13 protein-coding genes are annotated in these 15,751 nt (G+C 65.9%); 10 read left to right on the forward strand and 3 right to left on the reverse strand.

Going from position 1 to position 15,751, the window contains the following annotated elements:
* Positions 1-581 precede the first annotated feature (581 nt).
* Positions 582-2,267 (forward strand): glycosyltransferase family 4 protein, encoded by a 1,686-nt coding sequence (locus ABG085_RS05650; protein WP_347978447.1) that lies wholly within the window; start codon positions 582-584, stop codon positions 2,265-2,267.
* A 104-nt stretch (positions 2,268-2,371) separates the two neighbouring features.
* Here ABG085_RS05650 and ABG085_RS05655 read toward each other — a convergent pair whose 3' ends face one another.
* From ABG085_RS05655 to ABG085_RS05665, 3 genes are all read right to left on the reverse strand, one after another.
* Positions 2,372-3,496: a glycosyltransferase family 1 protein gene (locus tag ABG085_RS05655; RefSeq protein WP_347978448.1), complete on the reverse strand. Its 1,125-nt coding sequence runs from the start codon at positions 3,494-3,496 to the stop codon at positions 2,372-2,374.
* Positions 3,497-3,828: 332 nt separating this feature from the next.
* Entirely contained in the window at positions 3,829-5,289 is a 1,461-nt protein-coding gene (locus ABG085_RS05660) for a glycosyltransferase (protein ID WP_347978449.1), read from the reverse strand.
* 38 nt (positions 5,290-5,327) lie between these two features.
* A complete protein-coding gene (locus ABG085_RS05665; protein ID WP_347979285.1) occupies positions 5,328-6,425 on the reverse strand; it encodes an FkbM family methyltransferase in 1,098 nt (365 codons plus the stop codon).
* A gap of 53 nt (positions 6,426-6,478) precedes the next feature.
* Here ABG085_RS05665 and rfbB point away from each other — a divergent pair, with 53 nt between their 5' ends.
* The 9 genes from rfbB (at position 6,479) to ABG085_RS05710 (ending at position 15,722) form a co-directional block, all read left to right on the forward strand.
* Positions 6,479-7,477: a dTDP-glucose 4,6-dehydratase gene (rfbB, locus tag ABG085_RS05670; RefSeq protein WP_347978450.1), complete on the forward strand. Its 999-nt coding sequence runs from the start codon at positions 6,479-6,481 to the stop codon at positions 7,475-7,477.
* Positions 7,477-8,886, forward strand: a complete 1,410-nt coding sequence (gene rfbD / locus ABG085_RS05675; RefSeq protein ID WP_301114708.1) for a dTDP-4-dehydrorhamnose reductase — start codon at positions 7,477-7,479, stop codon at positions 8,884-8,886. Before rfbB ends, rfbD begins: the two co-directional genes overlap by 1 nt.
* Before the next feature lie 96 nt (positions 8,887-8,982).
* Positions 8,983-9,987, forward strand: coding sequence for a GDP-mannose 4,6-dehydratase (locus ABG085_RS05680; RefSeq protein WP_301114709.1), 1,005 nt, complete (start codon positions 8,983-8,985; stop codon positions 9,985-9,987).
* Positions 9,984-10,904, forward strand: coding sequence for an NAD-dependent epimerase/dehydratase family protein (locus ABG085_RS05685; protein ID WP_347978451.1), 921 nt, complete (start codon positions 9,984-9,986; stop codon positions 10,902-10,904). The genes ABG085_RS05680 and ABG085_RS05685 overlap by 4 nt, the downstream gene beginning before the upstream one ends.
* 57 nt (positions 10,905-10,961) lie before the next feature.
* Positions 10,962-11,834 (forward strand): glycosyltransferase family 2 protein, encoded by an 873-nt coding sequence (locus ABG085_RS05690; RefSeq protein ID WP_347978452.1) that lies wholly within the window; start codon positions 10,962-10,964, stop codon positions 11,832-11,834.
* 190 nt (positions 11,835-12,024) lie between these two features.
* The gene (locus ABG085_RS05695) at positions 12,025-12,870 is read left to right on the forward strand and encodes an ABC transporter permease (protein ID WP_347978453.1); all 846 of its coding nucleotides are present in this window, start codon (positions 12,025-12,027) and stop codon (positions 12,868-12,870) included.
* Positions 12,813-14,096 (forward strand): ABC transporter ATP-binding protein, encoded by a 1,284-nt coding sequence (locus ABG085_RS05700; protein WP_347978454.1) that lies wholly within the window; start codon positions 12,813-12,815, stop codon positions 14,094-14,096. The genes ABG085_RS05695 and ABG085_RS05700 overlap by 58 nt, the downstream gene beginning before the upstream one ends.
* A gap of 73 nt (positions 14,097-14,169) precedes the next feature.
* Positions 14,170-14,979 carry an ABC transporter permease gene (locus ABG085_RS05705; RefSeq protein ID WP_347978455.1) on the forward strand — a complete coding sequence of 270 codons (810 nt, stop codon included), beginning with the start codon at positions 14,170-14,172 and terminating at the stop codon, positions 14,977-14,979.
* Positions 14,979-15,722: an ABC transporter ATP-binding protein gene (locus ABG085_RS05710; protein WP_347978456.1), complete on the forward strand. Its 744-nt coding sequence runs from the start codon at positions 14,979-14,981 to the stop codon at positions 15,720-15,722. Before ABG085_RS05705 ends, ABG085_RS05710 begins: the two co-directional genes overlap by 1 nt.
* Positions 15,723-15,751 lie beyond the last annotated feature (29 nt).

A 15,751-nucleotide genomic window follows, 5' to 3' on the forward strand; every position in this document is an offset into this window, starting at 1 on the left:
CGCGCGAGACCGTCCGGGCGGTGCTGGCCGCGGATCCTGACAGCCGGTGCGAGGTGCTCGATCTGGACGGTCGGTATCGCCCCAACGGGCCCGAGAAGGTCCGGACCCCCGACGATGCCGGCCTTCATCTCGGGGCGATCCGCCTCACGCATGACGACGAGACGCTCCTGACCTCGCTGACCGCGGTCTGGAGTGCTCATCTCCTCGACAGCGGCGAACCGGTGCTCGGGGTCGTCGCCGGGGTCATGCTCCGAGGCCGACCTGACTGGGACGCCGACCCGAGCATCACCGTCGGCCTCGCCAGGGCCGTCGATCCGACCTCGATGGGGGAGCCCCAGGCATCCATCCTCGCGAACGAGCTCTTCATACTCGGCACGGACGCACTCCCGCACCGGTCGGATCTCCACCGACTCGCTGCCGATTGGCGCACGGCGGACCGGTGGCTCGATCTCTTCATCGCGCGCGTCCCCCACCGGATCGTGGTCGACGACGCCGCATTCGTCTCGAGCGCCAACTCGGGACCGGAGACGATCCTCGGCATCGACGACGACGGCCGGCTCGTGCGGGCCGGCAGACCTGTCGTGGCGCTCGACCTCGTCGGCCTGATCCCGAATCGGCCGTGGCTTTTCGACGGTCGCCCCGGCCGCTCGTCGGGTCCGCTCCTGAGTCGCAACCCGGCGCTCGTGACGTTGTTGGACGACCTCGCGTCACGCCAGGCGCCCGACATCGTCTCAGCCGAGGTTCGACGCCCCGATCGGAATGTCATCCGAGACATCGCCAGAACCGCGGCGGAGGCCGGAGAGACTCTGGATCAGGCGCTCTCGGATCTCGATGAGTGGCTGCTTCAGCTGCTCTCTCCCGATGACCGGACACCTGTCACCCGATATCTCGCCGGAGTGCATCGAGCACGGCCCGATCTCGTTCGCACGTTCCCCGATGTGCCGGGCAGGGACGCGGGTAAGCTCGCGCGCTGGGCCCTGGACCACGGCGTCCACGAGCCGGGCTACGATCCCGATCTGCTCCGTCGCGCAGCCGACCTCACGCTCGCCGCCCAGCCGGCGCCGGAGAAGACCAACAACAAGCGGCCGCGAGGTGTCAACCTCGTCGGTTATCTTTCCGGCGAGCTGGGGATCGGCACGTCGGCACGTCTGATGGACGCTGCCCTCGAAGCGGCTCACATTCCGACCAGCACATTCTCGGCCAGCGTGCATCTTCAGTCGCGAGCCACCGCTGCCTATCGACGGTCGGATGGCACTCGCTATGACACGTCGCTGATCGCGGTCAATGCCGACCAGACGCAGACGGTGGCAGAGTCGCTGGCGGACGTCGTGGCCAGGAGCTACCGCATCGGCATGTGGTACTGGGAGGTCGAGTCGTTTCCCGCTTCGCGGGACGCCGCCTTCTCCCATGTCGACGAGGTCTGGGTCGCGACGGATTTCATACGGGACGCGATCGCCCAGCGCGCCACCGTACCCGTGCGGACGGTGACGCCTCCTCTTCCGCAGCGAACGTCTGTCTCACCGCCCGAAGTCGCCCCCCGGCTCGGAATTCCGGTCGATAGGCCTTGGTTCTTCTTCGCGTTCGACTACCTGAGCACGATCGAACGCAAGAATCCGCTCGGCCTGATCGAGGCATTCGCGCGCGCCTTCTCGCCGGACGACGCCGAGGGGCCGGTTCTCGTCATCAAGACCCTCAACGCCGGCCGCCGGGTGGGGGACGCAGAGCGACTTCGTCTCGCCGCCGCGCGTCGACCCGACGTCATCGTGATCGACGAGTATCTGGAACCCGACGAACTCACGGCGCTCATGGCGAGGTGCACCGCATACGTGTCCCTGCACCGGGCAGAGGGCCTCGGGCTCACGATCGCAGAGGCCATGGCCTGGGGGCGACCAGTGGTCGTGAGCGCCTATTCGGGCAACATGCAATTCACGAACAGTCGGAATGCGTTCCTCGTCCCCTGCACGATGACGACCATTCCGATGGACGCCGAGCCCTACCCGCCCGGAACCCGGTGGGGCGATCCCGATCTGGATCAGGCAGCCGCGGTACTTCGTCGAATCATCGACGAGCCGGCGGCCGCATCGGCGGTGGGCGTTCGAGCCGCAGAAGACGTGCGCGTCCTGCACTCGCCTGCTGCCGCGGGGGAGCGTGTGAACGAGGCGCTTCGTGCCGCATGGGACCGACGCGACCGACTGCGCGCCCGCAGGGCGCTCGCCCCGCTGCGGGCGTACCTGCGCCGGCTGCGGTCACGGGTTCTCCGCGCGTAGCCCGGCGCTCACAGGACCGGCGCCGCCGCTACCGCCTGCCGATCCCTGCGAGCGCGAGAACCGAGTCGATCGAGTTCGTCGGCACGGTGGCTACGCTGCCGCTACTACGGCAGCATCGCATTCCACAGCTCGCGCGAGTACTGATCCCAACTCGTTCGCGGACGGCTCTCCGCCTCGCTTCGCAGGCGGTCGAGGGTGTCTTCCTCGGTGAGCAAGGTGCGCATGGCGGAGGTCAGGTCATCGTCGTCACGCGGATCGACGAGGATGGCACCGCCGTCTTCAGCGATCTCGGCGGTGCTTCCGAAGTCGGACGTGATGACCGGCGTTCCCACCGCCAGGGATTCCGCCACGGGCAGCCCGAAGCCTTCGTTGAGGGAGGGGAAGACGGTGAAGCGCGCAAGTCGATAGGCCGCCCAGAGCAGAGTGTCGCTGGCCCGGGTGATCGACTCGACGGGACGTCCTTGGTCCTGCAGCTGCCTGAGACGATCGTGGTATTCGTCGCCCCGCCACGAACGACTCCCGATGAAGCTCAGCGAGAACGAGTGACCCTCCCTCCACAGGATCTCCGCCGCCTGGAGGATGGCCAGGTGGTTCTTGCGCGGTTCATGGCTGCCCACCACGAGTATCAACGGCATCCTGCCGATGACCAGTCTCTCCCTCGCCGCATTCAGCGCCGCGTCGTCGGAGTCGCCGACTGACGCGGGCAGCAGCACCGGAACGATGTCGGGTCCGGGCACGCCTGCTGCGGGAAGCATCTCGCGCCACCCTCGATACTCGACGGCTGTGGCCCGCGAGATGGTCGAGACACGATCGAAGTACTTGAGGGCGGCCATGTAGTGCGCGAACACGCCGGTCATCCCCGGCGAGGCCGTTTCGCTCGAGGTCACCGGGATGAGGTCGTAGCACAGCGCCGCAGTCCGGCACCCACTGAAGCGAGCCAATGCGCGGATGCGTTCGGAGCGCGGCGGCTCGGCCGAGACCTCCAGCAGAATGTAGGTCGTGCGCCAGGGGACGACGACGACGTCGGCGATCGCCTCATCCTCGTCCTCCGTGCGCGGGGCCCCGCGCTGGATCCGCCCCATCTCCGATGCTTCGAGGTCGCGCAGCGATTGCCAGTCCTTCGTCCAGCCGGTGAAGCGCACGGTTTCGATCGCGGCCCACCGTTTGGCGACTTCACGAACGACGCGCTGAATCCCCGTTGCGAGCGTCGACGTCGACGTGTCGGCCACGTCGACGAGAGTCTTCTCACGCTCGACGACGACCTTCCACGCGGCGCTCTCTCGGGTGGTCTCGCGGCGAACCGCTTGGAAGAGCGCGCGGGGGTCGATCTCGGATGAGCGGGCGGTCTCGAGGACGAGCGATTCCCCGGGGAAGCGGCCGGTGAGCACGGACAGGGCGAGCCACACCTCGCTGCGATCTCTGGCGTTGATCAACGCACCGAGGGCCGCCGCGAAACTCGCCTCATCCCGAGCGGGGAGGTGGTCACGGCCCAACGCCTCCGCAAGGCTCGGCAGACGCGAGAGCCAGACCGCGACCATCGGCGTGGATCGTCTGCGCGTGATCACGTCGTCACCTCCAGATCGGCGACGAGGAAGTCCCAGAGCGCGGTGGCGTACTCATCCCACGAAACTCGCGGTCGTTCGCCTGCTTCGAGCGCCAGCGATTGCCGCAGTTCGGGTTCGGTGACCAGACGGCGCAGCGCAGTCACGATGGACTCCTCATCTCGGGGGTCCGCCGTCAGACAGCCTCCGTCACGGGCGATCTCTCCCTGGCTCCCGTACGACGTCGTCAGCACCGGCGTGCCGACCGCGAGTGCTTCGACCACGGGCAGTCCGTAGCCCTCGTGAAGCGAAAGGAACACGACAGCGTCGGCATCCGCCAGCTCGTTCCAGAGATCCTCCTCGGACACTCTGCCGAGGTCGACGAGCGAGCGTCCCGCCGCCTTGAGGCGGGTGATGGTGTCACCGAGGTGGCGGTCGGTCCAGCCATTGCCGCCCACCAGGCGGATCTCGAAGTCCAATCCTTCTTCCCAAAGACGCTCTGCCGCGTACAGAACGGCATCGTGGTTCTTGTGCGGCTCACGGGTGCCCGACACGACGATGCGCGGGGTGGCGTGGGCGACCCGCGCCGCCCGCGTGAACCAGCTCGGCGGCATGGTTGCGGGGAGTCGGATCTCCTCCACCTCTGGACCCGGAAGTCCTTGTGCCGAGAGCATCCGCGCGAACCCTTTGAACTCGGCCGTGGCCGAACTCGAGATCCCCGCGATGCGGTGGGCGCTCTTCAGCGGCACGAGCCACTCGCCGGCGGCCGTCGACTCGTGCAGCGGTCGCGTCTCGGCGCTCGTGATCGGGATCAGGTCGTACCCGATCGCAGTGAGCAGATTTCCGGAGCACTGGGCGATTCCGGTGAGCACCTCGGCAGGGCTGCCGAGCGGAACATCGGGCAGCACGACGACGGTGTCCCAGGGCACGATCAACTCCTGCTCGTACGGTGCGTCGTCGACGCCGGCGATGAATTCACCGCCGAATCGGGTCACACGCCCGACTTCACGAGGGGCTGCGGATCGCATGACCTTGTGCGTGTCGTCCCAGATGGCGAGCTCGACGGTGTGCTGCTGAACCCAGCGGGAGACGGTCTCGCGAACGACGCGGTGAATCCCGGACTGATAGTCGGATCGCCCCGACGTGTCGACGTCGATGACAGGACAGGTGACGATCCGCATGGGCAGATCGATCCGGCTCCTGCTCGCCGTCTCGGTCGCTATGGACAGCACGAGGCGCTCGACCTCTTCGGGTGGGTCGAGCCGGAGCGACCTCCGAACACGGCGCACCGTGTCGGCCGCAGGGAATCTGCCGGTGACGGCGGTCAGGATCAGCCACATCGCCGGCTGACTCATGGTCGCCCTCGCGTGGTCGAGTAACTCGGGAAGCAGGGTCGCGGTCGCGTAGCCGGGGGCACGGCCCGACTCGAGGGATCGAGTCGGCAACAGGACCTGCGACGCTGCGGCGACGCGCTGATCCACGGCCTCCAGGAGACGCTCGGACGCAGACGATCCTGCGCTCAAAGTACGCGCCCGATCATTCGGCGCGCCGATCGCAGCGGCTCAGTGACGCGCCAGGACAGGCTTCCGTGCAACCCATCCAGCTCGCGGGCGATGCGCTCGCTGTCCGCCGTGGCGGCGGCGGCGATCTCCGCCCATTCGATGAGTGCCTTGTGCCGCCATCGGGTGAGCTGGCGCTCTGCGTCCTCAAGCTGATCCTGAAGCTGTTCGATGTCGCGCTGCAGCTGCTCCTGCTTGAGAGGGATGTAGTGGTCGAGCACGCCCGCGGGGTACGACAGCGACGCCTCCAAGGTCTCCCGATGCTCGGCGGCGACGTAGAACCTCGACAGGCCGTCGAACAGGCAGAACGAATATCCGGCCGCGATCAGGGAATCCTCCCACTCCTCATGGGTGGGAACCATCGAGTTCGGTTGAGTGGCTTCGACCACGAGGATCCAGGGTCGCCATCTCTGCAGGTCGAGTCCGCTCAGCGCTTGCCCCTCGGCGCCCTCGAGGTCGATGACCATGAAGTGGATCTCGTCGAAGTCATCGCCGGCATCGTCGAGAATCCGCGTCAGCGTCCGCGCTTCCACCTCGATGTCCTCAACCGTCCAACCGTCCATCCGATTGCGCTCGTCCACCTCATTCACGATGGTCGAAAGCCCGGTGCCGGGCACCGAATGGAGGGTCATCGCGTCGGAGTCGGCTTCGGCCGCGGCCGCCTGCACTTGGATGTCGCGTGGTCGCTCGGCACGCTGGAGGGCCACGAAGTCACCCAGCGGCTCGACGGTGATGCCTCGCCAGCCTCGCTCGTAGAACGCTCGGGTGACCGAGTCGGTGCGGGGGTGGTTCGCGCCCACATCGACGTAGCGACCCTCCTTGACGTGCCCGAGAGTACGCCAGAGGACGACATCTTCCGCGTTCTGGGCGTACGAAACGAATGGGATGTCCGACATGACGCCGATCATATCCGGGCGCGATGTGAGGTCTTCGTCAGCGCACGGCTCTCCGCCCGGTGCGAGCATCGTCTGGTATCGACCAGCCGACACGACTCGAGCTCCTTCGGTCTCGAATCCCCGTGACGGCCGCCCGGTGATGACGTCGGGGAGTGCATCCATCGCCGCCACGTTCGCAGTACAGCTCCGGCAAGGGCTCTCGCTAGGCTGGAGTGATGCGCAGACTCGTCGTCACCGGCGGCGCCGGATTCATCGGCTCCAACTTCGTCCATCATGTGATCGAGCACACAGACGACCATGTGACGGTGCTCGACAAGCTCACCTACGCGGGCAACCGTGCATCGCTCGACGGCCTTCCGGAGGACCGTCTCACGTTCGTGCACGGCGACATCGCCGACGCGTCCGTCGTGGACGAGCTCGTCGCCGACGCCGATGCGGTCGTGCACTACGCCGCGGAGTCGCACAACGACAATTCGCTGCACGACCCCCGCCCGTTCCTCGACACGAACATCATCGGCACGTACACGCTCCTTGAGGCTGTGCGCCGCCACGGCACCCGCTTCCACCACATCTCCACCGACGAGGTCTACGGCGACCTCGCGCTCGACGATCCGGCTCGCTTCTCGGAGTCGACGCCCTACAACCCCTCCAGTCCTTACTCCTCGACCAAAGCGGGCAGCGACCTCCTTGTGCGCGCCTGGGTCCGTTCCTTCGGAGTGCAGGCGACCATCTCGAACTGCTCCAACAACTACGGTCCTTACCAGCACGTCGAGAAGTTCATCCCGCGGCAGATCACGAACGTCATCCGAGGCATCCGTCCGAAGCTCTACGGCGCGGGTGAGAACGTGCGCGATTGGATCCACGCAGAGGACCACTCGTCGGCCGTCCTGACGATTCTCGACAAGGGGGTCATCGGCGAGACGTATCTGATCGGTGCCGACGGCGAGAAGGACAACAAGACCGTGGTGGAACTGATCCTCGAGCTCATGGGGGAACGTGCCGATGCGTACGACCATGTGACGGATCGGGCCGGCCACGACCTCCGGTACGCGATCGACTCGACGAAGCTGCGCACCGAGCTCGGATGGACACCGAGGTTCCGGGATTTCGAGGCCGGTCTCGCCGACACGGTCCGCTGGTATCGCGATCATGAGTCCTGGTGGGCGGGTGCCAAGGACGGCGTCGAGGCGTTCTACGCAGCGAAGGGTCAGTGATGACCGAATTCCGCAAGGCGCTGTCCGCCGCGCCGACGGGAATCCCAGGGCTCGTCATCTGGGAGCTCCCCGTCCACGGCGACAGCCGCGGCTGGTTCAAGGAGAACTGGCAGCGGGAGAAGATGACGGCAGCCGGTCTTCCCGACTTCGGGCCGGTGCAGAACAACATCTCCTTCAACGATGCGGTGGGAACGACGCGCGGCATCCACGCCGAGCCCTGGGACAAGTTCGTGTCTGTCGCGACCGGCCGGATCTTCGGCGCCTGGGTGGACCTCCGCGAGGGACCCACGTTCGGTGCGGTGTTCACGGCCGAGATCGATCCGTCCCGGGCGATCTTCGTTCCCCGCGGCGTCGGCAATTCCTACCAGACCCTCGAGCCGGACACCGCTTACGCGTATCTCGTCAACGACCACTGGTCGCCGGATGCGGAGTACACCTTCCTCAACCTCGCGGACGAGACGGTGGCGATCCCCTGGCCGATTCCTCTCGACCAGGTCGAGATCTCGGAGAAAGACCTCGCGCACCCGCGTCTCGGCGATGTCGTTGCGATGACCCCGCGCAGGACGCTCGTCGTGGGCGCGAACGGCCAGCTCGGGCGGGCGCTTCGCGCAGAATTCGCGGATGCCTCGCACGTCGAGTTCGCCACGCGCGACGACCTCGATCTCGCTTCGGCGGATTTCGCGACGGCGCGCCGGTGGCGTGACTACGACACGATCATCAATGCGGCGGCGTACACGGCGGTCGACGTGGCCGAGACGCCCGCGGGTCGTGCGGATGCGTGGGCAGCCAATGTCGGCGGCGTGACCGCTCTGGCGCGCGTCGCCGCGGCGAACGACATCACGCTCGTGCATGTTTCGAGCGACTACGTGTTCGACGGGACGGCCGACCGGCCGTACGCCGAAGAGGATCCGCTCGCGCCCCTCGGCGTATACGGCCAGACGAAGGCGGCGGGCGACGCGGTCGTCGCGACCGTGCCCCGCCACTACATCGTGCGCACCTCCTGGGTGATCGGCGACGGGAAGAACTTCGTCGCGACCATGGCCTCGCTCGCCGAGCGCGGCATCGATCCGAAGGTGGTCGACGATCAGATCGGACGACTCACGTTCACGGATGAGATCGCGCGAGGCATCCGACACCTGCTGGAGACCGATGCCTCGCCTGGCGTCTACAACCTGACCGGCTCGGGAGACCCGCTGTCGTGGGCAGACGTCGCGCGCCACGTATTCAACCTCTCGGGACACGATCCGGCGCGGGTCAGCGGCGTGACGACCGACGAGTACTTCTCGACGGCGGCGGGGCCGGTTGCGCCACGCCCGCGCAACAGCGTCCTCAGCCTCTCGAAGATCGAGGCAGCGGGGTTCGTCACGCGGGATCATCGTGACGGGCTGCGCGAGTACCTCCAGCACTAGAGGGACCGGGCGGGGGATCGAAATCCCTCGTGCCTGAGGGCGAGCCGACGTCGAGGCTAAGATGTTCTGGGCCTATTCGAATCTGGAGACACACCAATGGCAGACACACGCCGCGCGCTGATCACGGGAATCACAGGACAGGACGGCGGACATCTCGCGCAGTTGCTCCACGAGAAGGGCTACGAGGTATTCGGCCTCATGCGGGGGCAACACAATCCCCGGAGATCAGAGGTCGAGCGCGACATGCCGTTCGTCCACCTGATCGAGGGCGACCTGACCGATCCCACGTCGCTGGTTCGTGCCGTCGAGACGAGTGATCCTGACGAGCTCTACAACCTCGCGGCCGTGAGCCATGTCGGATACTCGTTCAAGAACCCGTCTCTGACCGCCGACGTGACGGCGAAGGGTGTCCTGAACGTTCTCGAAGCCGTACGCGTCACCGGACGCGAGCGAACCACTCGCATTTATCAGGCGTCCACGTCTGAGATGTTCGGGGGCCTCGACTACAACCGTCCCGGTGCCGGCTACAACGAGAACTCGCTTTTCCACCCGCGCAGCCCTTACGGCGTCGCGAAGCTCTACGGACATTGGATTGCGAAGAACTATCGCGAGAGCTACGGCATGTTCGTCTCCTGCGGCATCCTCTTCAACCACGAGGGCGAGCGACGCGGCGTCGAATTCGTCACTCGCAAGATCACCCACGCCGTCGCGCGAATCAAGCTCGGGCTGCAGCCGAACATCGAACTCGGAGATCTCTGGCCGAAGCGCGACTGGGGCTACGCGGGCGACTTCGTCGAGGGCATGTGGCGGATGCTGCAGCACAGCGAGCCGGACGACTTCGTGCTTGCGACGGGTGAGACCCACTCGATCGAGGAGTTCCTCACGCTTGCCTTCGCAGAGGTCGACATCGACGACTGGCGTCCGTATGTCGTGCAGAACCCGGCTTTCATGCGACCGGCGGAAGTCGACATCCTCCTCGGCGATCCCTCCAAGGCGGAGCAGGTGCTCGGCTGGGAGCGCAAGGTCGACTTCCCTGGACTGGTGAGTCTCATGGTGGCCCATGATCTCCGCGTCGCGGAGATTCAGCGACAGACGGTATGACCCGTCGCCTGGTCGTCACGGGGGTAGACGGGTTCGTCGGGCGACACCTCGCCCGCATCGCCGCTGAGTCCGGACTGGACGTGTTCGGCATCTCTCGAAATCCCGAGCCCGACCCCGACCTGCTCGCGACCCTCGCCGGCTACACGGGCGCCGATCTGCGCCAGGAGTGGCCGCAGGGGCTGCCTCAGGATGCCGATGTCATCCACCTTGCCGGGCTCGCGGCGGTCGGCCCGTCGTTCGATCGACCCCAGGACTACATCGCGGGCAACAGCGCCATCGTGACGAACATGTGCGAAGGGCTCGTTGCTTCGGGCTTCACGGGTCGCGTCGTCGGCGTCTCGACCGGTGCGGTATATGCGCAGAAGGAGGGTGAGGACCCGCGCACCGAGCGCGACGCCGTCGCTTACACATCCCCTTATGTCGTCAGCAAGATCCTGGTCGAGAATCTGCTCGCGTACTATTCGCGACGGGGCCTGCGGACCGTCGTGGCGCGCCCGTTCAATCACATCGGCCCCCACCAGGGGCCGGGCTTCCTCCTGCCGGATCTTCTTCGCCAGTTGCGCTCGTCTCCACCGGATCGACCCCTCCGGGTCGGCAACCTCGAGACGCGTCGGGACTACACCGACGTGCGAGACGTCGCGAGGGCGTATGTCGCTCTCGCAACCGCGCCCGAGCTGACCCACGATGTGTACAACGTGGCGTCCGGCTCGTCGCACTCCGGCCTGGAGATTCTCGAGGCGTTGTCGGCTGCGCTGGGCAGACCGACCCCACCCCTCGAGGTCGACGAGTCGCTCATCCGGGCAACCGACCCGCCCATCATCGTCGGGGATGCCTCGCGTCTCAGATCTGACACCGGCTGGTCGCCGACGGTGCCGTTCGCTGCGACGATCGCCGATACGGTCGCCGCAGCTTCCTGACGCCGGCCGGATCCGCCTGCGGAAAGTAGAGGGGTATCGATCAGGGAGAATGGGGGAGTGGATTCCGACCCGAAATTTCATGTCGCGGCTGTGGTGCTGACGTATCAGCCCGACCCAGACGTCGTGTCCAACATCGATGCCGTGTCTGCTCAAGTCGCGCGAGTGTACGTCGTGAACAACTCTCCCGGAGACGCGTCCGCCCGGATCCTCAGCCCCCTCTCGGGGCGAGACGATGTCGTCATCCTCGACCAACCGGGGAACGTGGGTGTCGCGACAGGGTTCAACGCCGGCATCCGGGCCGCGCTCGCGTCGGGTTTCGACGACGTGTGGATCTTCGACCAGGACAGCACCGTGACGGACGGCTCCCTGCGGCGACTGCTCGAAGCGCGTGATGCGGCGGGCGACCGCGCCGGGATAGTTGCTCCGGCGCTGCGTTCGAATGCGACAGGCGTCGTCTACGCACGCGAGACCGGTGTCGGCGCAGAGGAGGTCGATGTGCTGATCAGCTCCGGCTCGCTCTTCTCCCGGTCGCTTCTGGACGAGATCGGCCTGCATGACCAGCCACTCTTCATCGACTATGTCGACCACGACATCTGTCTTCGCGCTCGCGGGCGAGGCTTCCGCAACTTCAAGGTCTACGACGCGATCTTGGACCACAGCTTCGGCGACTCCGACCCCGTGACGATCTTCGGTCGCCGCGTGTACCGTGCGAACTATTCGCCGATGCGGCACTTCCATGCAGCCCGCAACCGCATCATCGTCATCCGCCGCCACGGATTCGGGCGCTGGTTCTGGGAGGATGTCTGGTTCACGTCCAAGGCATGGGCCAAGGTCCTTCTTCTGGAGCGTGACAAGCGCCGGAAGATCGCCGCCGCACTCCGAGGCGCGTGGGCGGGGCTGCGTTATCCCGCCCGCGAGCTGAGATGGTGATCGCGGCCCTTGACTTCGGGGTGCGAAGGGGCGTGTACGAGCGCCCGCATCACTGGGGGGATTCGCACATCCGTGCAGGTATAGTGAGTCGCTGTTCTCAGCAAGAAAGTCAAGGTATCAATTGACCGACAGTGCTCTCAACCGGTTCGAGCGACTCAGTGAACAGCCGTTCATCGCTCCAACGGGCAAGGTGGGGATCGTAGGCACCTGGGGTGCGATGAAGGCGGTCTTCGACCACCGTCAGCTGCTCAGCCTTCTTGTACGGCGAGACGTCAAGGCCCGCTACAAAGACAGTGCGCTCGGCGTGCTGTGGACGCTGATCAATCCGATCGTCCAGCTGGTCGTCTACTACGTCGTGATGGGGCAGATTCTCGGCGCCGCGCGCGGCATCGAGGACTTCGCGATCTACGTCTTCTCCGGTCTGACGATCTTCGGCCTGATGTCCGAGGCGTTGACGGGCACGACGGGCTCGATCATCGCGAACGCCGGGCTCGTGAAGAAGGTCTACGTGCCTCGCGAGGTCTTCCCGCTGGCTTCGATGGGCTCCGCGCTGTTCACGTTCAGCGTGCAGGTCGTCGTTCTCATCGCCGGTTGCCTGATCCTCGGGGCGCCTCCGTTCACGTCGGGATTCGTCTACTTCATCCCCGCGGTCGCTCTCATCGTGCTGTACGCCGCGGCGATGGGCATCCTCTTCTCCGCTCTCAACGTCTATCTGCGCGACATCCAGTACCTCGTGCAGATCCTCTTGACGCTCTCGATGTGGGCCGCACCGATCGTCTACGGATGGAAGATGGTGCAGGACGTGTTCGCGCTCTACAACCTCCCGAGCTGGCTGCTGGAGGTCTACACGAACAACCCGTTGACGTTGGCGGTACTCGGGTTCCATCGAGCTTTCTGGACCGCCGGTACGGACGCCGACTACCCGCCGAATCTCGGCCTGAGGATGCTCGTGGCGTTCTTGGTCGGCCTCGTGGTCCTTTGGCTCTGCCAGCGTGTGTTCGCCCGCTTGCAGGGCAACTTCGCGCAGGAGCTGTGAATATGTTGACAACTGATCGTGGCAAGGATGCCGAGGGCCCCGAGGTCGTGCGCGTGGATCACGTCTCGAAGTCGTTTGTCATCCGAAAAGACAACTCGCTCAAGGAGCGGGTGGTGACGCTCGGCCGACGCGGCCGTGCTCATCAGGAGTCGTTCGACGCACTCAAGGACGTGTCCTTCTCGATCCGGGCAGGTTCCTCCATCGGCCTCCTGGGCTCGAACGGCTCCGGAAAGAGCACACTGCTGAAGGTCATCGGCGGCATAATCGACCCTTCGTCGGGATCCGTCGAGCGCCGCGGTCGCCTCGCCGCCCTCCTCGAACTCGGCGCGGGCTTTCATCCTGATCTTTCGGGGCGCGAGAACGTCTACCTGAACGCCGCGATTCTCGGGCTGTCGAAGGAGGAGACCAACGCGGAGTTCGAGAGCATCCTCGCGTTCTCGGAGATCGGTGACTTCATCGATACACAGGTGAAGTTCTACTCCTCGGGGATGTACGTCCGGCTGGCGTTCGCCGTCGCCGTCCACACCAATCCCGACGTGCTCCTGGTCGATGAGGTGCTCGCCGTGGGAGATGAGGCATTCCAGCGGAAGTGCATGGACAAGATCCGGCAGTTCCAGCGGGAGGGGCGCACCATCGTCTTGGTCTCGCACTCCGCTGAGCAGGTCATGGAAGTCTGCGATCGAGGTCTCGTGCTCAGCCACGGAGAAGTGGCCTTCATCGGCTCCGCGGTGGAAGCGACTCGGGTGCACCGTGAGATTCTCGAGGGCAACCGCAAGTCCGTTGCCGAGGCCGCCGCAGCCGGCGCCGAGGCCGCCGTGGTACCCCAGATCAAGTCGATCGCTGTCCGCAACGCGGCAGGCGAGATCGTCGAGAGCGCCTCGACGGGTGATGAACTCTCGATCGATGTCGAAGTCGAACTCCCGCATGACATCGACGAGTGGCACTCGAGCCTCAGCATCGACACGCCCAACGGTCAGCAAGTGTTCGGCACAGGTACCCGCCGACACGAGACGAGTCATGGGCCCAACGTCGCCGGGCAGATCACGGTGAGCTACAAGTTCCCGAGTCTTCCGCTCGCGGGCGGAAAGTACTTCGTCAATGCGGAGGTGCTCGCCGCCGACGGTCACCCGTTCGACATCCAATGGCAGGGAGCGACGTTCTCCGTGCCGGCGTCGCCGACCCAGACGGGATCCGTGTTCGCGGACGCGGCGATCTCGGTCGGATAGGTGTGCAGACGAAGGTGCGGGTGATGGCCCCTCTCGGCGGAAGCGCGCCGATCTGCGCGCCTAGACTCATTCCGTGATGATAGCTACGGTCGGCGCGCCCGGATCCCCCCGACGCTATCTCCACTCACTGTGGCTGCTCTCGGCACGTGATCTGCGCGTGCGCTACGCGACCAGCGCATTGGGCTATCTGTGGTCGGTGCTGGATCCGCTCGTCATGAGTGCGATCTACTGGTTCGTCTTCACGCAGATCTTCCAGCGCACCGTCGGCCACGAACCGTACATCGTGTTCCTCATCACGGCCCTGCTGCCGTGGGTCTGGTTCAACGCCGCGGTCTCGGACTTCACGAAGGCGTTCAGCAAGGACGCGCGACTGGTTCGGTCGACCGCCATCCCGCGCTCGATCTGGGTGAACCGCATCGTGCTGTCGAAAGGGATCGAGTTCCTCTGCTCGCTCCCCGTGCTCGGACTCTTCGTCGTGATCGCGCAGGTGGGCGGCTCTACGCCCCTCCACCTCAACTGGGGACTCTTGTGGTTCCCGGTGGCGGTCCTGTTGCAGACGGTGCTGCTGGTGGGGTTGGGGCTGCTGGTGGCGCCCCTGTGCGTGCTGTTCACGGATCTCGAGCGCACGACGCGGCTCATCCTCCGCGCGCTCTTCTATGCGTCGCCCGTGATCTACGGAGTCTCCGACCTGCCCGGTGCGTTCGAGACCCTCGCAGCATTCAACCCGCTCGCGGGCATCTTCGCCCTCTACAGAGTCGGGTTCTTCCCCGAGGAGTGGGACCCGTGGGTGGTGGGCATCGGCGCCGTCATGTCGCTCGTCATCCTCGCCCTCGGGCTGTGGGGCTTCCGCAGCCTCGAGCGACCCGTACTGAAGGAGCTGTGATGTCGGACGCTCCCGCCATCGTCGTCGAGCGGCTCGGCGTGCAGTTTCGTCGCAACCGCCGCGGACGCCGCAGCTTCAAGGACCTCTTCGCGGGATCGGCACGCCGAGCCCGCCCCGACGCGTTCTGGGCGCTTCGTGACGTCACGTTCGATGTCTCGCCCGGGGAATCGATCGGTGTGGTCGGGCGCAACGGGCAGGGCAAGTCGACGCTCCTGAGGCTGGTGGCCGGCGTCCTGCTGCCAGACGAGGGGAGCGTCACCGTACACGGCGGCGTTGCGCCCCTCATCGAGATCACCGGCGGCTTCGTCGGCGACCTCACGGTGCGCGAGAACGTCCGCCTGACGGCAGGGCTGCATGGGATGCCGCGAGCCGAGGTGGCGCGTCGGTTCGATGACATCATCGGTTTCGCCGAGCTCGCCGATTTCGTCGACACTCCTTACAAGCACCTCAGCAACGGCATGAAGGTGAGACTCGCGTTCTCGGTCGTGTCACAGCTCGAGGAACCGATCCTCCTCGTCGACGAAGTGCTCGCCGTGGGCGACAAGGCGTTCCGCGAGAAATGCTATCGCCGGATCGATGAGCTGCTCGCCGACGGCCGCACGCTCTTCTTCGTTTCGCACAGCGAGCGGGACCTCCGCCGCTTCTGCACCAGAGGCCTCTATCTCGACAAGCACAGGCTCGTGATGGATGCCCCGATCGCCGAGGTGCTGGACCGTTACAACGCCGACCATCCAGCGGGGTGAGCAGAGGCGGATTCACCCGCGTGGATGCG

It is taken from the genome of Microbacterium sp. ProA8 (assembly GCF_039905635.1).
GTDB classification, from domain to species: Bacteria; Actinomycetota; Actinomycetes; order Actinomycetales; family Microbacteriaceae; genus Microbacterium; species Microbacterium chionoecetis.